The organism is Deltaproteobacteria bacterium (assembly GCA_016178705.1).
Lineage (GTDB): Bacteria > Desulfobacterota > Binatia > HRBIN30 > JACQVA1 > JACOST01.
In genome coordinates this window covers 129,608-152,857 of record JACOST010000009.1, presented here as the reverse complement: position 1 = coordinate 152,857, position 23,250 = coordinate 129,608, and the positions used below count along the sequence as shown (strand labels likewise).

General features: G+C 63.2%; 22 protein-coding genes. 16 read left to right on the top strand and 6 right to left on the bottom strand.

Annotation, left to right across the window (positions count from 1 at the left end; genetic code table 11):
- Positions 1 to 112: 112 nt before the first annotated feature.
- From HYR72_04915 to HYR72_04905, 3 genes are read left to right on the top strand one after another with little or no spacing between them, the layout of a single operon-like run.
- Positions 113 to 3,697: an AAA family ATPase gene (locus tag HYR72_04915; GenBank protein MBI1814295.1), complete on the top strand. Its 3,585-nt coding sequence runs from the start codon at positions 113 to 115 to the stop codon at positions 3,695 to 3,697.
- A 33-nt stretch (positions 3,698 to 3,730) separates the two neighbouring features.
- Positions 3,731 to 6,139: a CoA transferase gene (locus HYR72_04910; protein ID MBI1814294.1), complete on the top strand. Its 2,409-nt coding sequence runs from the start codon at positions 3,731 to 3,733 to the stop codon at positions 6,137 to 6,139.
- Positions 6,140 to 6,163: 24 nt separating this feature from the next.
- A complete protein-coding gene (locus HYR72_04905) occupies positions 6,164 to 7,135 on the top strand; it encodes an aldo/keto reductase (protein MBI1814293.1) in 972 nt (323 codons plus the stop codon).
- 3 nt (positions 7,136 to 7,138) lie between these two features.
- Here HYR72_04905 and nth read toward each other — a convergent pair whose 3' ends face one another.
- Entirely contained in the window at positions 7,139 to 7,885 is a 747-nt protein-coding gene (gene nth, locus HYR72_04900; protein MBI1814292.1) for an endonuclease III, read from the bottom strand.
- 219 nt (positions 7,886 to 8,104) lie between these two features.
- Between nth and HYR72_04895 the strand changes: the two genes are divergently transcribed.
- The 9 genes from HYR72_04895 to HYR72_04855 all read left to right on the top strand — a co-directional run bounded on the left by HYR72_04895 (position 8,105) and on the right by HYR72_04855 (position 14,186).
- Positions 8,105 to 9,322 (top strand): IscS subfamily cysteine desulfurase, encoded by a 1,218-nt coding sequence (locus HYR72_04895; protein ID MBI1814291.1) that lies wholly within the window; start codon positions 8,105 to 8,107, stop codon positions 9,320 to 9,322.
- 47 nt (positions 9,323 to 9,369) lie between these two features.
- Positions 9,370 to 9,789, top strand: coding sequence for a Fe-S cluster assembly scaffold IscU (iscU, locus tag HYR72_04890; GenBank protein MBI1814290.1), 420 nt, complete (start codon positions 9,370 to 9,372; stop codon positions 9,787 to 9,789).
- A 22-nt stretch (positions 9,790 to 9,811) separates the two neighbouring features.
- Positions 9,812 to 10,129 carry an iron-sulfur cluster assembly accessory protein gene (locus HYR72_04885; GenBank protein MBI1814289.1) on the top strand — a complete coding sequence of 106 codons (318 nt, stop codon included), beginning with the start codon at positions 9,812 to 9,814 and terminating at the stop codon, positions 10,127 to 10,129.
- Between the two features lie 11 nt (positions 10,130 to 10,140).
- The gene (hscB, locus tag HYR72_04880; GenBank protein MBI1814288.1) at positions 10,141 to 10,812 is read left to right on the top strand and encodes a Fe-S protein assembly co-chaperone HscB; all 672 of its coding nucleotides are present in this window, start codon (positions 10,141 to 10,143) and stop codon (positions 10,810 to 10,812) included.
- Entirely contained in the window at positions 10,812 to 12,620 is a 1,809-nt protein-coding gene (gene hscA, locus HYR72_04875) for a Fe-S protein assembly chaperone HscA (protein ID MBI1814287.1), read from the top strand. Before hscB ends, hscA begins: the two co-directional genes overlap by 1 nt.
- Before the next feature lie 5 nt (positions 12,621 to 12,625).
- Entirely contained in the window at positions 12,626 to 12,832 is a 207-nt protein-coding gene (gene iscX / locus HYR72_04870; GenBank protein ID MBI1814286.1) for a Fe-S cluster assembly protein IscX, read from the top strand.
- A 27-nt stretch (positions 12,833 to 12,859) separates the two neighbouring features.
- Positions 12,860 to 13,303 carry an Rrf2 family transcriptional regulator gene (locus tag HYR72_04865; GenBank protein MBI1814285.1) on the top strand — a complete coding sequence of 148 codons (444 nt, stop codon included), beginning with the start codon at positions 12,860 to 12,862 and terminating at the stop codon, positions 13,301 to 13,303.
- Positions 13,304 to 13,320: 17 nt separating this feature from the next.
- A complete protein-coding gene (locus HYR72_04860) occupies positions 13,321 to 13,731 on the top strand; it encodes a hypothetical protein (protein ID MBI1814284.1) in 411 nt (136 codons plus the stop codon).
- Positions 13,732 to 13,907: 176 nt separating this feature from the next.
- Positions 13,908 to 14,186, top strand: coding sequence for a hypothetical protein (locus tag HYR72_04855; protein ID MBI1814283.1), 279 nt, complete (start codon positions 13,908 to 13,910; stop codon positions 14,184 to 14,186).
- A gap of 19 nt (positions 14,187 to 14,205) precedes the next feature.
- Here HYR72_04855 and HYR72_04850 read toward each other — a convergent pair whose 3' ends face one another.
- The 4 genes from HYR72_04850 to HYR72_04835 all read right to left on the bottom strand — a co-directional run bounded on the left by HYR72_04850 (position 14,206) and on the right by HYR72_04835 (position 18,719).
- Positions 14,206 to 15,123: an ABC transporter permease gene (locus tag HYR72_04850; GenBank protein ID MBI1814282.1), complete on the bottom strand. Its 918-nt coding sequence runs from the start codon at positions 15,121 to 15,123 to the stop codon at positions 14,206 to 14,208.
- Between the two features lie 8 nt (positions 15,124 to 15,131).
- Positions 15,132 to 16,166 carry an ABC transporter permease gene (locus HYR72_04845; GenBank protein MBI1814281.1) on the bottom strand — a complete coding sequence of 345 codons (1,035 nt, stop codon included), beginning with the start codon at positions 16,164 to 16,166 and terminating at the stop codon, positions 15,132 to 15,134.
- The gene (locus HYR72_04840) at positions 16,163 to 17,599 is read right to left on the bottom strand and encodes an ABC transporter ATP-binding protein (GenBank protein ID MBI1814280.1); all 1,437 of its coding nucleotides are present in this window, start codon (positions 17,597 to 17,599) and stop codon (positions 16,163 to 16,165) included. Before HYR72_04840 ends, HYR72_04845 begins: the two co-directional genes overlap by 4 nt.
- Positions 17,600 to 17,720: 121 nt before the next feature.
- Positions 17,721 to 18,719 (bottom strand): BMP family protein, encoded by a 999-nt coding sequence (locus HYR72_04835; GenBank protein MBI1814279.1) that lies wholly within the window; start codon positions 18,717 to 18,719, stop codon positions 17,721 to 17,723.
- Positions 18,720 to 19,697: 978 nt separating this feature from the next.
- On the opposite strand from HYR72_04835, the gene HYR72_04830 reads away from it, so the two are divergent.
- Together HYR72_04830 and HYR72_04825 are read left to right on the top strand one after the other, a co-directional pair.
- Positions 19,698 to 19,997, top strand: coding sequence for a hypothetical protein (locus HYR72_04830; protein ID MBI1814278.1), 300 nt, complete (start codon positions 19,698 to 19,700; stop codon positions 19,995 to 19,997).
- Positions 19,998 to 20,257: 260 nt separating this feature from the next.
- A complete protein-coding gene (locus tag HYR72_04825; protein ID MBI1814277.1) occupies positions 20,258 to 20,470 on the top strand; it encodes a hypothetical protein in 213 nt (70 codons plus the stop codon).
- Positions 20,471 to 20,786: 316 nt separating this feature from the next.
- On the opposite strand, the gene HYR72_04820 is transcribed toward HYR72_04825, so the two are convergent.
- On the bottom strand, positions 20,787 to 21,563 hold the full coding sequence (locus tag HYR72_04820) for a hypothetical protein (protein ID MBI1814276.1): 777 nt from the start codon (positions 21,561 to 21,563) through the stop codon (positions 20,787 to 20,789).
- A gap of 342 nt (positions 21,564 to 21,905) precedes the next feature.
- On the opposite strand from HYR72_04820, the gene HYR72_04815 reads away from it, so the two are divergent.
- On the top strand, positions 21,906 to 22,730 hold the full coding sequence (locus HYR72_04815; GenBank protein MBI1814275.1) for a hypothetical protein: 825 nt from the start codon (positions 21,906 to 21,908) through the stop codon (positions 22,728 to 22,730).
- Complete coding sequence (locus HYR72_04810) at positions 22,727 to 23,029, top strand: hypothetical protein (protein ID MBI1814274.1); 303 nt, start codon at positions 22,727 to 22,729, stop codon at positions 23,027 to 23,029. Before HYR72_04815 ends, HYR72_04810 begins: the two co-directional genes overlap by 4 nt.
- The last annotated feature ends 221 nt before the right edge of the window (positions 23,030 to 23,250 follow it).

Genomic DNA, 23,250 nt, shown 5'->3' with positions numbered 1-23,250 from the left:
TCGTTCGGTTGCGCTCGTTCTGAGTGTAGCCTCTCCCCATTTGTGTTCGCGCGGAGATCGCTCCGCCCTTCGCTTGACAGCCCGGTGATCGATCTGGGAGACAAGCGGCACAATGCAGTGTCCACAGTGTCGAGCGGATAACGACGCCGACCTCAGTTTCTGCGAGTCGTGCGGCGCGAAACTGGCCCGACTCTGTCCGAGCTGCGGCCACGAGTTGAAGCCACAGGCGAAGTTCTGCGGCAAGTGTGGCGCTGCGACAGTAGGCAGTAGGCAGACGGCAGTAGACAGTTCCGATTCCGACCTAACAACCAACAACCCAACACCGAACAACCTGTCTTCGGGCGAGCGCCGCCAACTCACGGTCATCTTCAGCGATCTCGTCGGCTCCACCGCGCTCAGCGCGCAATTCGATCCCGAAGAGTGGCGCGAGATCGTTTCGCGCTACCACCGCGCTACAACCGAGGCCGTAGAGAAGTTCGGCGGACACGTCGCCAAGAATCTCGGCGATGGACTGCTGATCTACTTCGGCTGGCCGGTGGCTCGTGAGGATGATCCGGAGCGCGCGATTCGCGCGGGGCTGGCGATCGTCGAGGCTGTGCATGCGTTGAATGAGGGCCTCCTCCCTAACCCTCCTCCGTTGCCGGATGTGGCAACAGAGGAGGGAACTCGGATCTCCCCTGCGAGCGTGGTGGCCGATGAAACTCCGATCCCCTCCTCTGCGAACATTTCCGTGAGCGGAGGAGGGTTAGGGAGGAGGCCGCTTCTTTCCGTCCGCGTCGGCATGCACACCGGGCCTGTGGTGATCGCCGACGGCGGTGAGGTGTTTGGAGAGACGGCGAACATTGCTGCGCGTGTGCAGAGCGCGGCGGAGCCCGACACGGTGGTGATTACCGCCGCGACGCAGCGTTTGGTGGCTGGGCTGTTCGTGGTCGAGGATCGCGGGCCGCAAGAACTCAAGGGCGTGCGCGAGCTGGTGACGCTCTACCGCGTCGTGCAGCCGAGCGGGGTGCGCAGCCGGCTCGATGTTGCGGCAGGACGACTGACGCGCTTCGTCGGCCGCGACATCGAGCTGGCCACATTGATTGATCGTTGGGAGCGGGCAGCGGATGGCGAGGGGCAGAACGTCGTCGTCCTCGGCGAGGCGGGTGTCGGGAAGTCACGGCTTGTCTACCAACTCCACGAGCACCTGGCGGCGGTGCCGCACACCTGGCTCGAATGCGGCGCGTCGCAGTACACGGAAGGGACGCCGTTCCATCCGGTGATCGCGCTGGTATCGCAGGGGCTGGCGTTCGCTCCCGAAGACACCGCCGCGGAGAAGCTCGCCAAGCTGGAGATCGGACTCCGCGCGCTCGCCTCAGCGGAGACCGTGGCCCTGCTCGCGGACTTTCTCGGTCTGCCGCCGCCCACGCGGCTGCAATTCAGTCCCGAGCTGCAGCGTCGCAAGACAATCGACCTGCTGGCGCAATGGAACCTCGCGCTCAGCGAAGTGCAGCCGCTGGTCCTGTTTATCGAGGATCTACACTGGTGCGACGCGTCCACGCTGGAGCTGCTGGGCCACCTGATCGCGCAGAGCCCGACGGCGCGCGTGCTGCTGCTTGCCACGGCACGCCCGGACTTCACCCCGCCCTGGCCGGCGCGTTCCAACCTGACCACCGTGCAGCTCGCACGCCTCACCAAGCGCCAGGGGCGGGAGATGATCGTGAGGCTCGTGTCCCTCGATACGCGGCCGGAGAAGATGGCCGCTACTCGGGAAAACGGGCAAGAGGCCGGCGGCCATCCCTCCGGTTCCCCGAGTAGCGACCCTGCTGTTGGGTCGCGTATCGAGGGGCTCTCGGACGCGGTGATCGATGCGCTCGTCGCCCGCGCCGACGGCGTGCCACTCTTCGTCGAGGAGCTGACCAAGACGCTGCTGGAGTCGGGCACCGCGCGGAACGTGAACGCCATCCCGTCCAGCCTCGCCGACTCGCTGATGGCCCGGCTCGATCGGCTCGCGACGGCGAAGGAGATCGCGCAGACCGCGAGCGTGCTCGGCCGCGAATTCTCGTACGGGTTGTTGCAGGCACTTGTAGGGGCGACGCATGCGTCGCCCTCCGTCTCCGACGCAGCCGACGCAGGTGATGTGCGGGCGAGGCATGCCTCGCCCCTACACGAAGAGGACTTGCAGCGGTCGTTGCGCAGACTCGTCGACGTGGAGATCCTCTTCGCGCGCGGGGAGCCGCCCGCGGCCACGTACACCTTCAAGCACGCGCTGATCCAGGAGACGGCGTACCAGTCGCAGCTCAAGCGCACGCGCCGGCAGCTGCACGCGCGCGTCGCCCAGGTGTTGGAGGAACGCTTCCCCGAGCGCGTCGCGGCCGAGCCCGAGGTGATCGCGCGGCACTACGACCAGGCAGGCTTGGTCGCGCAAGCGAGCGCGCACTACCAGCGGGCGGGCGAGCGCGCCACGCAGCGGTCGGCGTACGAGGAGGCCATCGCCCATCTGCGGCGCGCCCTCGATCTCGTCGCGACGCTGCCGGAGACGCGCGAGCGCCATCGGATGGAGCTCGGGTTACAGATGGCGATTGGAGCACCGCTCATAGCGGCCAGGGGAATTTCGCATCCGGAGAATGAGCAGGCTTACGCGCGGGCGCGCGAGCTGGCGTCCCAGGTCGGGGAGTTGCGCGAACTGCCGCGAGTGTTCGTGGGAATGGCGGATGCCTATCTCGTGAAAGGTGACCTCGCGACCGCGGCCGAGGTCGCGCAGGATGCCCTGGCAGCCGCTGAGCGGACGGGAGATCCGTTCGACCTGCTTTCGGCTCACTACCAAGTCGCCATCCCATTGTTCTACCAGGGCCACTTCTCGCGGGCGCTGTACCATTTTGAGCAGAGCGTCGGCTTGTACGATCCCAGCGCGCACGGGTCCCTGGCGTATACGATGGGAATCGACCGTGGCGTCCAAGCCCACGCGGCTGCGTCCGAGTGTCACACGTACCTTGGCCATCTCGACCGGGCGCTGGCTCTGAGCGAGGAGGCGGTGGCGCTGGCGCAGCGCGTGGCGCATCCGGTCAGTCTGGCGCAGGCTCTCTTCTTTGCTGGACTTGTCCATATCGAGCGCGCCGAGCTCGACCGGATAAGTGAACGCGCCGAAGAACTTGTGGGTCTCTGCGAACGGCTCGGGATTCCGTTCTACCTGGGACTGGGAAGGTGGATGCGAGGCTATGCCCGGATCGAGTTGGGCGAGGGCGAGGCGGGCATCGCGGAGATGCAGCAGGGGTTAGTCAATCTGGCTGAGATCGGGAGTGGGGTTGGAGCGCCCGGGATTCTCGCCAAATTCGCGGAGGGCCTCCGGAAGGTCGGGCGCCATGACGACGCCCTGGGCGCGGTCGGACTCGGGCTCGCACAAGCCAAGCAACAGGCACAGCACTTCTTCGATGCCGATCTACACCGGTTGCGGGCGGAGATTCTCGTCGACATAGACGGCAATGCGGCCGAGGAGCCGGAGGCGCTCTTCGGCCAGGCGGTGGAGATCGCCCGGCAGCAGGAGGCCAAGACGTTCGAGCTGCGCGCCGCCACCAGCCTGGCGCGGCTCTGGCAACGCCAGGGTAGGCGCGCCGCCGCTCGCGATCTGCTGGCGCCGGTGTACGAATGGTTCACCGAAGGATTCGACACGCGTGATCTGAAGGACGCAAAGGCGCTGCTCGAAGAGTTAGGTTGTTAAGCCGTTGCGTTGCTAGGTTGCTCGGTGCATTCGATGTCTCTACCACTCGCCGGGGTGCGCGTCATCGATCTGTCTACCGAGATCGCCGGGCCGTATTGCACCAAGTTGCTCGCCGATGCGGGAGCGGATGTGCTGAAGGTCGAGCTGCCCGGCGGCGATCCGCTGCGCCGCTGGACCGCGTCAGGAACGCCGCTTGCGCCGGGTGAGGACGGCGCGCTCTTTCGTTTTCTCAATACGTCGAAGCGCAGCGCCGTCGTCGACTACACGAGCGCGAGCGGTTGCGAACAACTGCTGGCATTGGCTGCGCACGCGGGCTTGGTGATTGAGAGCACGACTCCCGGAACGATTGAATCGCTCGGGCTCGAACCGAACGCGATCTGGCAGCGCAACCGCGCCGCATCGCTCGTGTCGATCTCGCCGTTCGGAGGCGCTGGGCCGTGGAGCAATCGGCCGGCGACGGAGTTCACATTGCAAGCGTTGTGCGGTTCGACGGCGGCACGCGGCACGATGGATCGTCCGCCGATTGCAGCGGGCGGCAGGCTCGGTGAATGGATGGGCGGTGCCTACGCCGCGGTTGCGGCCCTCACTGCGTACTATGGCACGCGGCGCAGCGGACGCGGCGAGCATGTCGATCTGTCGCTGTTCGAAGTCATGGCGCTGACGATGGCGCCGAATCTCACCGTTTGGGAAAGCCTCGCGGGACAAGCGAGTCAGTTCAGTCGCACCCTGGAGATTCCGTCGATCGAATCCGCGAAGGACGGCTACATCGGCTTTTGCACGATCACGGGCCAGCAGTGGCGTGACTTCCTTGTGCTAGTCGAGCGCCCGGATCTGCTCGACGACGAGGATCTCGCGCGCTGGGATGGGCGACTGCGTCGCGCGGATGAAGTGCATGCGTTCGTGCAAGCGTGGACGAAGCAGCACACCGTCGATGAAATCATTGAGCGTGCCGCCGCGTTGCGCGTCCCGGTCGGCGCGCTGGGCACGGGCGAGACCGTACCGCGTTTCGATCACTTCGTCGCGCGCGGCGCGTTCGTTCAGCATCCGGGGACGAACTTCGTGCAGCCGCGGCCACCGTATCGGATGTCGGACGCGTCGCTGCGTCCATTCTCGCCGGCGCCGAAGTTGGGCGAGCATGCGGCGGCATGGCAGGACACATCTCCTCATCACATCCCCCTCACCCAAGCCCTCTCCCGGGGGGAGAGGGGGCGGAGTGGGGCGCTCGCGGGATTGCGTGTCATCGACTTCACCGCGTTCTGGGCCGGGCCGTTCGCGACGCACTATCTTGCCGCGATGGGCGCCGACGTCATCAAGATCGAATCGATCCAGCGCCCCGACGGCATGCGTTTGCAGAGCGTGAAACCGCCGACCACCGATCAGTGGTGGGAATGGGGCGCGCTCTTTCAAGGCGTCAACCTGGGCAAGCGCAGCGTTACGCTCGATCTCACGCGGCCGGCGGGCGTCACATTGGTGAAACGTCTGCTGGCCCAATCGGACGTGGCGATCGAAAATTTTTCACCGCGAGTGATGGACAACCTCGGCATCGTCTACGACGAACTCGCGGTGGCGAATCCGCGTCTGATCATGGTGCGCATGCCGGCATTCGGTCTCGACGGGCCATGGCGGGAGCGCGTCGGCTTCGCGCAGACGATGGAGCAGATCTCGGGCATGGCGTGGCTGACTGGGTTTGCCGACGGTGCGCCGGTGATTCCACGCGGACCATGCGATCCACTCGCCGGCTTGCACGCCGTCGCCGCGTTGCTGGTGGCGCTCGAACATCGTGAGCGTAGCGGGCGCGGTCAGCTCATCGAAGCGACGATGGTCGAGGCCGCGCTCAATGCCGCTGCCGAGGTCGTGCTCGAACACGGCGCGTATGGCGTGCAGCTCACGCGCGACGGGAACCGGGGGCCGGTGGGCGCACCGCAGAATCTCTACCCCTGTCGCGGCGGTGATCGCTGGCTCGCGTTGGCGGTGACGACTGATGCGCAGTGGCAGGCGCTCGTCGAGGTGATGGACGCGCCGAGGTGGGGGGGTGCCGCCGATCTCGCGAGCGCCGAGGGCCGGCGCGCTCAGCACGACCAGATTGATCGTAACATCGCTGCCTGGTGTATTGATTGCGATGCGGAGACGCTCGCCGAAGCGCTCCTCGCGCGTGGAGTTCCCGCCGCGCCGGTGATGTCAGCCGCGGCGCTCGGCCGAAATCCGCAACTGCGGGCGCGCGGCTTCTTCGAGGCGGTGACTCACTCAGTGGTCGGCAAGCACGAGTTTCCGACGTTGCCGGTGCGGCTTCCGTCGGATCGCGCAGCGTGGTACCACCGCCCGTCGCCGACACTGGGCGAACACAGCGAGGAGATCCTTCGCGAGCTACTCGGGCTCAGTGACGCCGAACTCGCAGCGTTGCGCGCCGATGGCATCATCGGCAATCGACCTACGGGACTGTAGGGAATCTGATCGGAGGGGACGCCAATGAACTATCGTCGATTGGGGAAGGCAGGGATCAAAGTAAGCGAGCTGTCGCTCGGAGCGTGGGTCACCTACGGCGGACAAGTCGGCGAAGACGGCGCGCGCGAGTGCATGACCGCTGCCTACGAAGCGGGCGTGAACTTTTTCGACAACGCCGAGGCCTACGCGCGCGGCAACGCGGAAGTCGTGATGGGCAACGTCATCAAGCAGCTCGGATGGCGGCGCGAGAAGCTGGTGATTTCGACGAAGCTGTTTTGGGGCGGCAATGGGCCGAACGATAGTGGCCTGTCGCACAAGCATCTCATCGAGGGCACGCACAAGGCGCTGAGGCGTTTGCAGACGGACTACATCGACTTGCTCTTCTGCCATCGACCGGATCCCGATACGCCGATCGAGGAGACCGTGCGTGCGATGGACGTGCTGATCAAGCAGGGCAAGGTGTTCTACTGGGGAACGTCGGAGTGGAGCGCGGCGGACATCATGCGCGCCGACACGATCGCGCGCCAGTACGACTTGACGCCGCCGAGCATGGAGCAGCCGCAGTACCACATGTTCCATCGCCGCCGCGTCGAGAATGAGTATGCGCCGCTGTACAAGGAGCTCGGCTACGGCACGACCATCTGGAGCCCGCTGGCGTCGGGGTTACTCACCGGCAAGTACAACGATGGTGTTCCGACCGACAGCCGCGCGGCGCTGCAAGGTTACGAGTGGCTCAAGGAGACCGTGATCACGCCGGAGCGCGTCGCGAAGGTGAAGCAGCTGCGACCGATCGCCGGTGATCTCGGCTGCTCGCAGGCGCAGTTGGCCTTGGCGTGGTGTCTGAAGAATCCGAACGTCAGTACGGTGATCACTGGGGCGAGCCGCGCATCACAGGTGCACGAGAACATGAAGGCTCTTGATGTCGTTCCGAAGCTGACGGCAGAGGTGATGGGGCGAATCGACGCGGTGCTCGGGGATCGATCGCGCGACGACTGAGCGCTACATCTCACCCGGCTTACGCCCGAAGGCCGGGCGTTTCGGTTTCGCTGGCACAGCGATGGTCTTGTCGGGATACGGACAACTGTCGGCGATGGTGCACGCGGGACAGTTCGGCTTGCGCGCGAAGCACACCCGCCGCCCGTGTGCTTGAATCAGGTGACAGAATTTGACCTGTTCCTTGGTAGGGACCAGCGCGGCGAGGTCGCCCTCGATCTTGTCCGGGTCGGTCTGCCTGGTGAACCCAAGGCGTTGCGACAAGCGCGACACATGCGTGTCGACGCCGATGCCGGGCACTCCGAAGGCGTTGCCCAGCAAGATGTTAGCGGTCTTGCGGCCGACCCCGCGCAGCGTCAGCAGATCTTCGAGCCGGGTCGGAATTTTCCCGTCGAAGCGCTCGATGAGTTGCTGGCAGCAGGTACGCACCGCCATCGCCTTGTTGCGGTAGAAACCAGTGGATCGGATGTCTTGCTCCAACTCCTCCTGCGACACCCGCGCGTAATCGGCGATGGTTCGATACTTCTTGAAGAGGAGCGACCCGGTGACTTCGTTGACCTTGGCGTCTGTGCATTGCGCCGCCAGGATGAGGGCGACCAGCAGTTCGAGCGGCGAGGAAAAGTCCAGGGCGATCTTGGCGTCTGGGTACGCCTGCTTGAGCCGCAAGATGATGGTAGCCAGCCGGCGTGATGGCGGCACGGTCGGTGTTCTGCGCGGTGTTTTGGGCAGTGTTTTAGGCGGTGTTTTAGGCATGGACGGGCGCATACCACGCGCCGGACAGTCTTTTCTATGGTATCGCGCGGGGTCGCTGATCTTGACAGATCGGGGAGGAATCTATATTAGACCTCCTAGGTCTGGATTCGCTGCTCGCGTCGCGCCAACTCAACAATCGATGAACCGCTAATAGATGAGTTGGCGCAGAAGCGAAGCGATGATGGAGCGATAGGGTCTGGCTTTTGGAAGGAGATTGCGATGAGTCGCTTGGTTTACATGGACAATCACGCCACCACCCAGATGGATCCGCGGGTGCTGGAGGCGATGCGGCCGTACTTCACCGAAAAGTTCGGCAACGCGGCGAGTCGCAATCACGCGTTCGGTTGGGAGGCGGAGGCGGGCGTCGACCACGCACGCGATCTGATTGCCAAACTCATCAATGCGAAGTCGAAGGAGATCATCTTTACCAGCGGCGCCACCGAGTCCGACAACCTCGCCATCAAGGGCGTGGTGGACTTTTACAAGGAGAAGGGCACTCACATCATCACGGCGGTCACCGAGCACAAGGCCGTGCTCGATACCTGCAAGATGTTGGAGCGGACGGGCAGGGCGCAGGTCACGTATCTGCCAGTCGATCAGTATGGAATGGTCGATCCCGACGCCGTGCGCAAGGCGATCACCGACAAGACCATCCTGATCTCGCTCATGTTCGCCAACAACGAAATCGGCACGATCAATCCAATCAAAGAGATCGGCAAGCTCGCCAAGGAGAAGGGCATCCTGTTTCACTCTGATGCTGTGCAAGCGATCGGTAAGGTGCCGGTGGACGTGGAGGCGATGGGCATCGATCTCATGTCGCTGACCGGCCACAAGTTGTATGGGCCCAAGGGTTGCGGCGCACTCTACGTTCGCTCGAAGGGGCCACGGGTGCGGCTGACGCCGATGATGGATGGTGGCGGACACGAGCGCGGTATGCGCTCCGGAACGCTGAACGTCCCCAGCATCGTCGGCTTCGGCAAGGCCTGTGAACTCGCCGGTGCCGAAATGGAAACCGAGCAAGGCCGCATGCTCCACCTGCGCCAGCGGTTGCACGAAGGCATCTTCTCGCAGCTCGATGAAGTTTATCTCAACGGCCATCCCACCCAGCGGCTGGCGGGCAATCTCAACGTCAGCTTTGCGTTCGTCGAGGGCGAATCGTTGCTGATGGGCTTGAAAGACATCGCCGTGTCGTCGGGATCGGCATGCACCTCGGCGACGCTCGAACCGTCCTACGTGCTCAAGGCTCTGGGGGTGGGGGAGGATCTGGCGCACACGTCGATCCGTTTCGGTCTCGGTCGCTTCAACACCGAGGAAGATGTCGACTACGTTCTTGAGCGCGTCGTGCACGAAGTGCGGCGGCTGCGCGACATGTCGCCACTGTACGAGATGGCGAAAGACGGGGTCGATCTCAAGTCGTATCAATGGCAGCGAGAGTAGTCTCGCCGGGGCAGCGAGAGTAGTTCACCGAATCGAGGAGGATGCTCATGGCATACAGCGACAAAGTCATTGACCACTACGAGAACCCTCGCAACGTGGGCTCGTTCGGCAAGGACGAGGAGAATATCGGCACGGGTATCGTCGGCGCACCCGAGTGTGGCGACGTGATGAAGTTGCAGCTCAAGATCAGCCCGGCCGGCGTGATCGAAGATGCGCGCTTCAAGACGTTCGGCTGCGGCAGTGCCATCGCCAGTTCAAGCTACGTCACCGAATTGGTGAAGGGGAAGACCACCGACGAGGCGCTGCAGATCAAGAACAGCCACATCGTCGAAGAGCTGAGCCTGCCGCCGGTCAAGATTCACTGCTCGGTGCTGGCCGAGGACGCGATCAAGGCAGCCGTCCGCGATTGGCAAAAGCGCAAGGGCGAGACCTCGATCGAACCCGCACGCGCCGCCGCTGGCAAATAATTTCAGGAGGACGAGCGTGGCCATCGCGTTGAGCGAGAATGCGGTGAAGAAAATCCAGGCGCTGTTGGCGCAGCAGCAGAAGCTCGACCACGGATTGCGTCTCAAAGTGGTGGGTGGCGGCTGCTCCGGCTTGCAGTACAAAATGGATGTCGACACCGAACGACCCGGCGACAAGACTTTCGAACGCGACGGCGCGAAGGTGTTGGTCGACCGCAAGAGCTTCCTCTACCTCAACGGCACCGAGCTCGACTACGCCGATGGGCTGATGAACGCCGGCTTTAGTTTGCACAACCCCAACGTCAAACGCTCCTGCGGCTGTGGCTCATCGTTCACAGTATAGGGCACGAATCGATGACCTCGCATCCTTCCGCTCCAGCCGCGCGCGAGGGCGCGGAGCCGGCCCGTTGTTGGCAGTGTGGCAAAGTCCACGCCCCGAGTCTGTTCTGCCCGTCGTGTGACGCCATCCAACCGCTGCCGGCGCACACGGACTACTTCCAGATCCTCGGGGTCGAACCCCGGCTCGTCATTGATCGCGGCGCGCTCGAACGCCGCTACTTCGACCTCAGTCGCCGGCTGCATCCCGACAAGTTTCAAACTGGTCCCGCGCCGGCACGCATCGCCAGCTTGGGCAATACGGCATCGTTGAACCGCGCCTACCGAACGCTCCGCGATCCCATCGAGCGGGGACTCTATTGGCTCAGCCTGCAGGGCGAAACACTGGGCAGCAACAACAACCGCGTGCCCGCCGAACTCGCAGCGCTGGTGTTCGAGGTGCAAGAACAGCTCGAAGCGCTGCGTGAGGACGCGCACAACGTGACACTCCGCGATGAAGTCTGCGCGCGGCGTACCGATCTCGGGCAGCGCGCCGAGGTGTTGCGCGCTCAATTGGACGACAACTTCGCTCGTTGGGATGCGGCGGGTGCGGGCGCGGCCAGTCTGACGCAAGAACTCAAATCCATCCTGTCCACCCTGAAGTATCTGCGCACACTGATGCGCGACGTGGACAAAGAGTTGGAAGGGTGATGGACCGGATTTTCGGGATCGACCTCGGCACTACGAACAGTCTGATCGCGTATCTCGATGGTGATAGGCCGCACGTCATCCGCGATTCGCTGACCGGGTCCGCGCTCGTTCCGTCGGTGGTGGCATTTCCCGAGCCCGGCGAGGTCGTGGTCGGCACGGCGGCGCGCGAGCTGGCCGCACGCGTCCCGCGCCTCACGATCGCGTCGGTTAAGCGGTTCATGGGGCTCGGTCTCAACCACGTCACTGACGAAGATCGCGGCTACTACACTTTCGCTGAAGCCGATGGCGCGGATATTGTTCGCTTTCAGATTCATGATCGCAGATACACGCCACCGGAGATCTCCGCGTTCATTCTGACCGAGCTCAAGCGGCGCGCCGAAGCAGCGCTCGGTGAATCGGTCACGCGCGTCGTGATTACCGTTCCGGCGTACTTCAACGACAGTCAACGGCAGGCGACCAAAGACGCCGGGCGCTTGGCCGGACTCGAGGTGCTGCGGTTGGTGAACGAGCCGACCGCCGCGTCGTTGGCGTACGGACTTGATCAACGCCATCAGGGGACCATCGCCGTCTACGATTTCGGTGGCGGTACGTTCGACATTTCGATTCTCAAATTGCACGAAGGGATCTTTCAGGTGTTGGCCACCAACGGCGACACGCGACTCGGTGGCGACGACTTGGACCGCCGCCTCGCCTCGCTGCTGCTCGAGCTGGTGGCGCCCAATCTGCGCGACCATCCCGAGGTCGTGAGCAGCGCGACGCGCGCGACTGAGTTTGCCAAGATCGCGTTGACCGAAGCGATGGAGACCACGCTTCGGTTGTCGTTGCCGGCACTGCGACTCGACGTGTCCCGCCGGCTCACCCGCGGTGAATTCGAGGCGCTGGTTGCCGATATTGTCGAACGCACTATCGTGCCTTGCCAACAAGCCTTGAAGGATGCCGGACTCAGTCGGGATGCGATCGACGAGGTGGTGCTTGTCGGCGGGTCCACGCGAATTCCGTTGGTGCGCCGCAAGGTCGAAGAGTTCTTCGGGCGCCGTCCTCACACGGAACTGAATCCAGACGAAGTCGTCGCGCTGGGGGCCGCGGTGCAAGCCGGCGTGTTGTCAGGTCGTCGCAGCGACATGCTGCTGCTCGACGTGGTGCCGCTGTCGCTCGGCATCGAGACGATGGGCGGAGTGATGGAGCGCATCATCGAGCGCAACACCACGATCCCGGTCATCGCCCGACAACAGTTCACCACCTACGTCGACAATCAGACCGCGGTCGATTTCCATGTGCTGCAAGGTGAGCGCGAACTGGTTCGCGACAACCGCAGCCTCGCGCGGTTCAAGTTGCACAACATCGAGCCACTCCCGGCCGGTGTGCCGCGGCTCGAAGTCACGTTCATGATCGACGCCAACGGCATTCTCAACGTCACCGCCCGCGACGAACGGACCGGGCGCGAGCAATCGATCGACGTGAAACCGTCGTACGGCCTGACCGACGAGGCCATCGAACGGATGTTGGAGGAATCGATCGACTACGCCGAGACAGACGTCATCGCTCGTTTGCTCATCGAGGCCCGCAACGACGGCGCAGCCCTCGTGCGCGCCTCGCGCAAGCAGATCCCCCACGCCTTGAGTGCGGAACGCCCGGCAATCGACGCCGCGATCGTCAAGCTCGAGACCGCGCTGCAGGGTACGGATTACAACTACATCCGCGATGTGACCGAGGAACTCAACCAAGTGACAACCCCGCTGGCAGAGCGCTTGATGGACGCTTCGATCAAGGAAGCGCTCGAACACAAGCGGGTTGAGGAGGTCGCGTGATGGGTCTGAAATGGACCGATAGTGAAGACATCGCCATCGCGCTGCTGGAACGCCACGGCGACGTCAACCCGATCGGGGTCCGCTTCACCGACCTCCATCGCTGGGTTACCGAACTCGATGCCTTCGAGGATGACCCGAAGGCGTCAAACGAAGCGAAGCTGGAGGCCATCCAGATGGCGTGGCTCGAAGAGTACGGAGAGGCCAATGGCTAGGCGGGCCAGTCTACGGAGGGTAGTCACGTGTCCATGATGCAGGTCAGTCGCAAGGTCGATTACGCGCTGCGGGCGGTGATCTATCTGTCGACGCGGCGCGCCGGGGAGCCGGCCTCGGTGAAGGAGATCGCCACGCGCCGGCGTGTACCGCAGAAATTTCTCGAAAAGATCATCAAAGACCTGATTCGCCACGACTTGGTGCACTCGTACCGCGGCGCCCATGGAGGCTACACGCTGGCCCGGCCCGCTGAACAAATCTCGTTCCGCGACGTCATTGAAGCCGTGGAGGGACCGATTTCGTTGAACGTTTGTGTGAGCGAGAAACGTGACTGCTCGGTGCTGGCAAGCTGTAATATGCAACGGGTGTGGCAGGAGGGGCAGCGGCGGATGCTCGAGTTCTTTTCCGACACGACTTTGGCGGATCTAACTCCAGCAAGCAGCTTGAATATGAACCAGGAGGCCGTCGTCTAACGGCCGAAGGAGCGATCATGCGAGAGACTATCGTAGGCGAACGTGATTCGCGGCTGTTCCAACCGGACGTGCTGCTGCCGTCGCAATATTTTGCCACCTTGCGTCGCAAGCAGATCCAGGAGCCGGAGAAGCGCCTGGTCGTCGCCATCTTGGAAGACGCGGTGGATTGCTACCGCAAGCACCTGTTCGCACGTGAGCACAAGGCACGGCAACTGTTCGAAGATGCCGAGAGCTGGATCGTCGCGGAAGATCGCGAGTGGCCGTTCTCCTTCGAGAACATTTGCGAGTTGCTGGATCTCAATCCGGAATACCTGCGGCGCGGCTTGCTCACATGGAAAGAGCAGCAGCTCGCTGAGCGATCGCGGGGCAAGATAGTTCATCTGCAATCGTACGCCACCTCAGAGTCCGATCGCGCCCGTGTGGCGTAGGGCGACCACGAACTAGCGTACCCCGTGACCCTGGCCCGCGAGACGGTTCCCCCCCTCCTCCGTCTCGCGGGCTTCCCCCCGTGCCTTTTCCCATCTCGCTCTAGCTGGTAAGAGCCCCGCGTGCCGCGCGCCATCACGGGATGAGCGCGTGTGCGCGATCGTGCTAGAAAATTCCAATGCCTCTGACGCAGCACATCGATTGCCCCGCGTGCGGCGAACGTCTGGTCCGCAAGCCCGGGGGGCACTGCCCGCACTGTGGTGCCGACGTGCGGGAGCATGTCGCCGAGGAGCGCGAACGCGAGACGCGCATCGATCAAGTGGTTGCGGTCATTAGCACGATCTTGGTTGTCGGTTTGGCGCTCTTCGTCGGTGGCTGCAATGTCGTCGAAGGCGTGCTCGTCTATGCCGGCGCTGGCGCGTTGGTGTGGTTCTTGGCGAAGCGGACGTTTTGGTAACGCGACCAGCCGACTCTCGTCACTCATGCAAGTACGGTTGCCCGAGCGCGGCTGGCGCGCGGGTGTGTCCGGCCGAGATTGCCAGCGCGAGCAACGTTGCGACGTACGGCAGCATGAGAAAGAATTGATAGGGAATGGGCAACGCGAGCGCTTGAAAGTGGAACTGCAACGCCGTCGCCAAGCCGAACAGCAACGCGGCGGCAAGAATGCCCCACGGCGACCAGCGCCCGAAGATCACGATCGCTAACGCGATGAAGCCCCGACCCGCGGACATCCCTTCGATGAACGTGCGCGCGTACACCACCGCGAGGTATCCGCCCGACAGGCCCGCCAGCGCGCCGCACGCCAGCACCGCGAGCATGCGCACGCGCGTGACCGACACCCCTTGGGCGGCCGCGGCGTGCGGATTCTCACCGACCATTCGCAGGACGAGTCCGGGTACGGAACCCGACAGCACCAACGCACACGCGGGCACGAGTGCGAAGGCAAGATAGCCGAGCGCGGTTTGCGCAAACAGCGCTCGACCGATCACCGGCAGTTGCGACAGGCCCGGGACGACGACCGGAGCCATGCCGTCGATGGTGAGTGCCGCGCCGGTCACGCCGAACACGGCGCGATAGGCGACGCCGGTGATGCCGACGGCGAGCAGATTGAGCGCCACGCCGGCCACGACTTGGCTCGCGTTGTGTCGCACCACGGCGAAGCCGAACAGCGCGCCGAGAGCGGCGCCGCTCACGACCGCGGCCACGACACCGACAAGCGGCGAACCGCTGAAGGACACGGTGACCATCGCGGCGAACGCGCCGGTGAGGATCATTCCCTCCAACCCGACGTTGATGATGCCGGCCCGCTCGACCACTAGTTCTCCGAGCGCCGCCAGCAGCAGCGGCACGGCCATGGTGACCGCGGAGTTGAGCAGTGCGCCCGCAAGGTCCATCGTGCGATCTACTCCGCGCTCACGATCGCGCGGCTCGGTAGCCAACGCCCGTGCTCGGCGGCGACGAGAAACAGAATCACCGTTGCCTGAATGATCGATACCAGCACCGACGACACACCGGCGTCGCGTTGCATCGCATTCGATCCCGCTTCCAGCGCCCCGAATAGCAGCGCCGCGATCAGAATCCCTACCGGTGTCAGGCGACCCAGCAGCGCGACGGCGATCGCCGTGAAGCCGTAACCGGGGGAGAAGCGCTCGTACAGGCGAAACGTAATCGCGCTCACTTCGATTCCGCCGGCGAGCCCCGCCAGCGCGCCACTCACGATCATCGCGCCCACCATGCGACGCGCCACGTTGATCCCGGCGAGCCGCGCGGCGACGGCGTTGAGCCCGGCGGCGCGCATCTCGTAGCCCGCCACCGTTCGGTAGAGCACGACGTGGAGCCCGCCTACCGCGAGCAGCGCCAACACCAGTCCCGCGTGCACGCGCAACGTCGGCAGCAGCCGCGGCAGCCGCAGCGCCGGCAGCAGCGCATCGGTTTGCGGATAGCGCCCGCCGGTTTCCATCAGCGGTCCTTGCACGAGGTAGCCGATCAGACCGAGCGCGATGAAGTTCAGCATGATCGTCGAAATAACTTCGTTCACCTCGCGGCGGACTTTGAGTCCGCCGGCGATCGCGGACCACGCCGCACCCGCCGCCGAGGCGCCGATTAGGATCAACGGCAACGCCACCGGCGCGGGCAAATCGAGCCGGCTGCCTAGCCATGCTGTCGCCAACGCGCCCATCAGCAATTGACCTTCCGCGCCGATGTTCCAGATGCCGGTCTGAAACGCGAGCGCGACTCCGAGCCCACAGAGTAGCAGCGGGCAGGTCTTCACCAACGTCTCCGACCAACTGTCGGCACTGCCAAACGCGCCGTCGAGCAACGCGGCGAACACGCGTACCGGGCTGCCGCCGGTGGCCGCAACCACCACGGCGCTAACCAGCAGTGCCGCGGCCAATGCCGCGAGTGACGGCAGCACGCGCGACGCCAGCGCTCTCATTGCGAGGCTCCCGCCATCAGGCGGCCGAGCACATCGGGCGCGACAGGCGGCGCGAGTGGAGCGCTCAGTCGTCCTTCGTACAGCACCGCGAAGCGGTGACTGAGATCCAGCACTTCGTCGAGATCGCTGGTAATCAGCAACACCGCGCGGCCACTGGCCGCTACCGCGTCGAGCGCGTCGTACACGCTTTGCGCCGCGGCGATGTCGAGGCCGCGCGTCGGATCCACCGCCACCAGCACCTCCGGCTGTGGCGCCAGTTGGCGGCCGACGATCAGGCGTTGCTGATTGCCGCCGGACAATGCTGAGGCCGGTGTGTCAAGAGTATCGGTGCGCACGTCGTAGCGCTCGACCAACTCGGCTGCGAAACGCGCGACGGCCGCGGGTACGAGAAGAACTCCATTGCGCAATGATTCCAACACTCGGCGATTGAGCACCGCATTCTCCGCGATGCTCATCGCCAGCACGAGGCCGTCACGCTGGCGATCGGGGGGAATGAGGCCGATGCCGGCGTCGGTCGCCGCGGCCGGTGAGGCGAGGTCCACTGTCCGCTCACCCACGCGCACGCAGCCGCTGCGCGAGGGACGGAGTCCGGCGAGCGCTTCAAACAGTTCCTGCTGTCCGTTGCCGGCGACACCGGCGATGCCGAAGATCTCGCCCGCGCGTACGGACAGCGTGAGTCCGCGCAGCGCGCACGCGCCGTCGGGCGCGGTCGCGAGCGCGTCAAGTGCGAGCTGTACTGGCGCGTCGCTCGCAATCGGCCGACGTGGCCGCCGCTGCGGGGCCGGCGCACCGATCATCGCTTCGGCCATTTCCGCCTCACTCGTTTCGGCCAACGTGCGAGTATTGATCACCCGCCCGCGGCGCATCACGGTGACGCGGTCGGCGAGTTCGCTGACCTCGCGCAACTTGTGCGTGATGAACAAGATCAAGCGACCGCTTGCGCGGAGCTGTCGCAGCATGACGAACAGTTGCAGCGTCTCCTCGCGGGTGAGCACGGCGGTCGGTTCGTCGAGGATCAGGACGCGCGCGTCGCTGGCGAGCGCCTTGACGATCTCGATCCGTTGCCGCAAGCCGACGGGCAATGTGCCGGCGATGGCCGTGGGGTCGCCGATGTCGAGTCCAACTCGTTGCGCCAAGTGGCGCGCGTGCCGCGCGGCATCACCTGCCGAGAGCCAGAAGCGTGGCCGATCAGGCAGGCACAACACGAGGTTCTCAGCGACCGTGAGCGGCTCTACCAACGTGAAGTGTTGGTGGACCATGCCGATCCCGGCGCGTTTCGCGACCAACGGCGAGCTGAAGCGCACGGCTTTGTTGTCGATGCGAATCGAGCCGCGATCGGGCTGATAGCGGCCCGCCAGCACGTGCATCAGCGTTGACTTGCCGGCGCCGTTCTCGCCGAGGACCGCGTGAATCTCACCGGCGGGAAATGCCAAAGTGATATCGGCCAGCGCCTGCACGCCGCCGAAGCGCTTGCTGATGCCGGTTGTGCGGAGCAGCGAGGTGTCGTGCGCGCTCAGGGTCGGCCTCTGTGCCTGTGCAGCAATGTTGCGCCGCTCAGAATTCTGCCGTCGGTACGTGCAGCGTGCCGGCGAGAATGGCGGCGCGGGCTTGTTCGACGCGTTCCTTCGCCGCGGGCGGAATCTTGTCGGCGAGCTTCGGGTTGATCTCGAACGTCACCACGCCGTCCTTCATGCCGAGGCGTTCGATCTTGCCGACGAAGGTCTTCGCCTTCACTTCCTTGGCCACCTGCAGAAAGCCGCGCGGAATGTCGGCGATCGCGCTGGCGATGACGACATCGGGTGCGACATCGTTCTGGTTCTTGTTGCTTCCGAATGCGTAGACGTGGCGTTCTTGCGCGGCTTGAAACACGCCGAGGCCGGCGGCGTCGGCATTGTGGAAGACAAAGTCGGCGCCCTGCTGGACTAACGCGAGCGCCGCTTCCTTTGCCGCGCCGACATCCTCCCAGTTGCCGATGTACGAGGTCGACACCACAAAGTCGGGGCGCACCGACTTCGCGCCGGCTTCGAAGGCGAGGATGGTGGTCTTCACCGACGGCAGCTCCATCCCGCCGACCGCGCCGGCCTTGCCGGTCTGCGACATCAGCCCGGCGAGCATGCCTTGGAGATAGGTCGCCTCTTCGAGCAAGAAGCGCAGCGGCGCAACATTCTTGCGCACCGTATTCCCCGAGGTCGTGATGAACACGGTGTCTGGAAAATCCGGGCTCACCGCCGCCGCCGCGTCCTGAAACTCGAAACCGTGGCCGATGACGAGATTGAAGCCGCGCTTGGCGTAGCTTCGGAAGCCTTCCTCGAACTCCGCCGGCGTCTTGGTTTGAATTTGACTGATCTCGGCGCCGAGTTGGTCGCGAATCAGCAACAGCCCTTCATACGCGAGCGCATTCCATCCCGCATCGCTCACCGGGCCGGGGCTGAGCAGCGCGACTTTGAAGGCAGCCAGCTGCGCCGTGCTGGCCGGCGGGTCGGATTGCGAACACGCCGTGATCGCGCACAAGAGGAGCGCGAGAAGTAGATGTCGAGGTGAGAGACGACGCATCGGCGACCTATACCCAAGGGCCGCCAGAGCGGCAAGGCGGACTGCGGAATTGCGGAATGCGGATTTCGGATTGCGGATTTGGAATTGTGCGGGATGCGGAATGGGGAATGGGGGATGAAAATCAACAATCCTTCAATCGCCAATCCGCAATCCGCAATCAGGTGGCTTCCAACTCCGTGTAGGGGCGACGCATGCGTCGCCCGCGCATTGACGTGTGGGTTGCGGAGAGGCCGGAGGGGTCTCGCACACGAAGGCCCTCGATATGATCGCTGCGCAATCTACTTGGGCAAACGGATACTCAGGGGATCGCGAAAGAATATCCGCTCCCGCGAGTAACTGTGACCGAGTAGAAGTCGAAGGCTTCGTATCGAGGGGCCATCTCTTGTGCAAGCAGTCTCCGACTGCAGGGGGCGCCAAGGGCCGGTTGCTTCCGGCTACCCCCGAAATTGGGTTCATTTGCTTTTGGATGGTTCACGGACTAAAGCCCGCGTCGTTGTCGCAAACCAGCAAACCTACCGGTGGCATGCTGAGCAAGCTATCGCGGCACGCCCAGACCACGGCGACGCTGATCAGTGTGCCTTTGGCCGCATATTTCTATCTGCAGGCGCGAGAGTATCCAGAATTGGCGTACTTCGTGAGTCCAGTTAAGGCGATCGTCGTGCGAAAGGGCCAGGCATCAAGCTTGATCACAAGCCGCAACGGAAAGACAATCGAAACCGACGTAACGACGGCGCAAATTGCCATTTGGAATCGAGGTAAGAGACCCATCAGGAGCACGAATGTTCTGGCTCCGATTGTTGTGCAAATCGAGGGCGACTCGGCCATCCTCGAAGCGAGCGTCAGGAAGCGAAGCCGAGATGTAACGCGCCTGGCGCTGCACACGGATCAGTATCCAACCGAGCGGGTCGCATCCTCTGGGACATCCTAGAACAGGACGACGGAGGCGTAATACAAGTCACGTATGAGGGGTCCCCCAATTTGGCAATCACTGTGGCTGGCGTCGTTGAAGGTCAGAGAGAGATCAAAAAGTTTAGCTATTCTGAGAAGATTCAATCAGCCGAAGAACAATTCGCGTCCCTGCGACAGCAGAGCCTGGGAAGGGGATGGTACCTCGTCTTCATAGGACTGCTGGGGACGGTGATGGCGGTTGACGCCATGCGATCCAACGGCATCAAGCCTCACGACTTCGTGATGACGCCCATACTTCTGGTGTCTATTGCCTATGGCGTTTGGGAGATTGTTAGATCGTTGGACACGGGACCGCCGTTCGGATTCTAGGATGGTAAGGAGCGGCTGACAAAGCGACACCTCTCTTCGGTGCTCGAGGACGCAGTACGATCGCTTCGGCCCCGCATGGTGCGGCAGAGCGATGCCGGCCTCGATCAGTCAGAACTGGGTCTACGGTGGCGCTAGTGAGCAGTTCCGGTGCGGGCACTCTGTCCGCCGACAGCGTCCATGGCGCTTCGTTGACGGGATACTACGTCGTGAGCCCGTTCAACTGGTAGGGCCATTCCCATACCGCTGAGGAAACTCTGACGATGCGTTTGCTCCAGGTGTTTACTCATGTCTTCGGTATCGTCTTTGGTGTCTATCTCTTCTTGTGCCACGAAAAGCTTGCTCAGGCTGCGGTGGAAATGCAGCGCTCCAGAGGCGTGAAGGTAGCCGAACGGTTTCACAAGGTAATTCTAAAGTATGGCAGCTTGGGCATGGTCGTGAACGGGTTGTTACGACTCCTCGCAATGATCTGGTGAAAGGGCGCAAGGGTGAAGATTGCGCGAGGGCAAAGATGGGAGTGGCGGGCCTCCGTGCCCGCCGGACAGGCACAGAGGCCTGTCCAAACCAGGCCGCGAAACCGATGCGGCGCAGCAGGTCAGAAACCGCCGAAGACCCGGATCGGGAAGGCAACGCAGGGGTGCCGGGAAGCGGAGGTGCAGGGCGATCTCGACTGGCCTCCCTGCGGCCCTGCGCCGCTGCGTCTCCGCGTCGAGTTCCGATCCGAGTTGCCACGGCTCCGCAGGTAGTGTCCTTATTTGGGACCGTGGTGCTCGCGGTCCTACTGTTTGGTTGTCAGTATCCCCTTGCGGTTACTGGATGTAGCCCAACATTGAGAATGATACCTGCGCCGCAGGCTCGTTCTTTTTCTTCTCCGGTCCCGCCAAATTCGCCGCCAGCCGGTCGTGAAACGTCTTGGTCGACTGCTATTCCAGCGATACGGAGAGCGACAACCAATTCCGGCGCGGCGCGTTGGGCGAGCCTGTCTGCATTTGGAGAGAGTTCCACCCACAGTCCAAGCCTGATCGTATGGTCTATGCGCGTTGCGAATGCTGGAAGCCAGCCGATTTTCCTGAATAGCACGCAAAGGTCGGCCGCAAATTCAAGCGGCTCCGCATCACCTTTCGCTGTGGGGATAACTCCGATTTCAACAGGCGCGAATGCTCTCAGCCGCGACTCAATGATATTGAACTGCTCCATGGACAATCGCCTAGGCGCGCGTCGCTCTTCAATCTCGACACGCTTTAATCGTTCCGTCTCAGCCTTCAGGTTGACTTCTGCAATTGCCGCAAGCTGTTCATTGGACTCCTTGTCGGAGAGGTTCTGCTCTCGCTTGGATGCTCGCACATGGAACCTGTGGATCACGAACTCTCCGAGCACTCCAAACGCAACAAGACTGGCTGCGCTGCAAAGCGATGGCATTTCAAGAAAGAGTCCGAACGCTACGGCTCCGATGCAAACAAATTCGATCTCTTCGAGAATCCGAAGCTGCTTTCGCGCCGCAGCCTTATCTAAATTTCGACCAGTAACCCTATCCGCCGTTGCCCTGTATATCTTGATTAGGCTTCGCATCTACTTCCTGCGCAAAAGGCTAAGGGAGTTGTCGTGACGGCGTATCCGGCTCATCGTCCCGTTTGGCATCGTCGGTGCGGGCCGCTGAATGCGCCCACTAGTCTTCGGCGGGAGTTGCCTCCCGAAGCCCGACCGATCGCAACCAGGCTGACACCTCTAGCCCGTCGCGCTCTGCGCGCTCTGCAAGCATCCGCTTTTGGTCTTCGGTTACGCGGACCCGGATGGACTGTTCTTTTCGTTGCGCCTTTGGCTTCCGTCGTTTCATGCGCCAAATGTAGCACCATTGTAGAATCCTTGCAACCCCCATTGACAGGGGACGCTAAAGGGGCTACATTAGTCCCCATGGCAAACGTACTCAAGGCAGACAAGCAGGTTGCGGTGATCACGGCACTGCTGGAAGGCAACAGCGTGCGGAGCACCGAACGCATGACCGGCGTGCATCGGGACACGGTGCTACGGGTGATGAACCGCGTGGCGCGCGGGTGCGCGGCCTATAGCGACGAGATGCTGCGCAATCTCAATTGCCATCGCATCGAAGTCGACGAGATATGGGCCTATGTCGCCAAGAAAAACAGGAACGTCGACGAATCCGACGACTGGTCGCGCGTAGGTGACCAGTACACCTTCGTTGCGCTTGACGCGGAAACCAAGTTGATTCCGTCCTACAGAACCGGCAAACGCACGGTCTACACCACCATGCAATTCATCAACGACCTGGCGAGCCGACTCCAAGGCCGCGTGCAGATTTCCAGCGATGGCTTCGCGCCGTACCTGCACGCCATCGGAGAGGCGTTTGGTCGAGACGTGGACTATGCGACGATAATAAAGGAATTTGCAGAGACGCCGGCCGGCCGAGGCCGCTACAGCCCTGCGCGCGTCGTGAGCAGCGAGAAGAACGATCTCATCGGCTATCCCAACATGGACTTGGTTTCGACTTCCTATGTCGAGCGGAGCAACCTCAGCATTCGGATGCACTGCCGACGCCTGACCCGACTGACCAACGGGTTCAGCAAGAAGCTAGAAAACCTCCAAGCATCGATGGACCTCTACTTCTGCTTCTACAACTTCGTGCGTTTCCATCGCAGCTTGCGTTGCACGCCAGCGATGGAAGCCGGCGTGGTGACGAGTCCGATGACGGTGCGCGATCTGGTAGAAATGGCCATATGACCAAGATTCGGCGCTTACAGAAGGTGATCCGCGATCTGCACGGACTCGATAGCGAGCACGTCGAGTCCGTGCCCGTGAACGAAACGATCAACGGCGAGCCGGTGTGGCAAGGCATTGTGGAAGTGTTCGCCGTGACGGGGCACGCGAAAGCGAAAACCGTCTATGCGTGGAGCTATGAAGCCGATTCAGGTGAACGCCGCCATGTGGCGGTCCTTGGCGTGCCTCCGGTGAACAGCGCAGTGGACGCCGTCCGCATCGTCGTCGTCAATGAAATCCGCAAGCAGAGCGGGCGGAGCTAGTCGTGGGATTTTCAAATGAGGACACTACCGCTCCGCACAGTTGCGTTGACTTGGCGGGGACGGCCCAGTATGCGAGGGCGCTTGCGCGTTCTGCGCGCGTTCTGCGATGGTTGGCTGCACAAGAGAAGCGGAAGAGAACCGCTGCCGATGGTTATCGTTCGCTTCGCGGTGGTCGGCGGGGCTGCTGCTCGGCGTCGCGAGTTCGGGCTGGGCTGCGACCA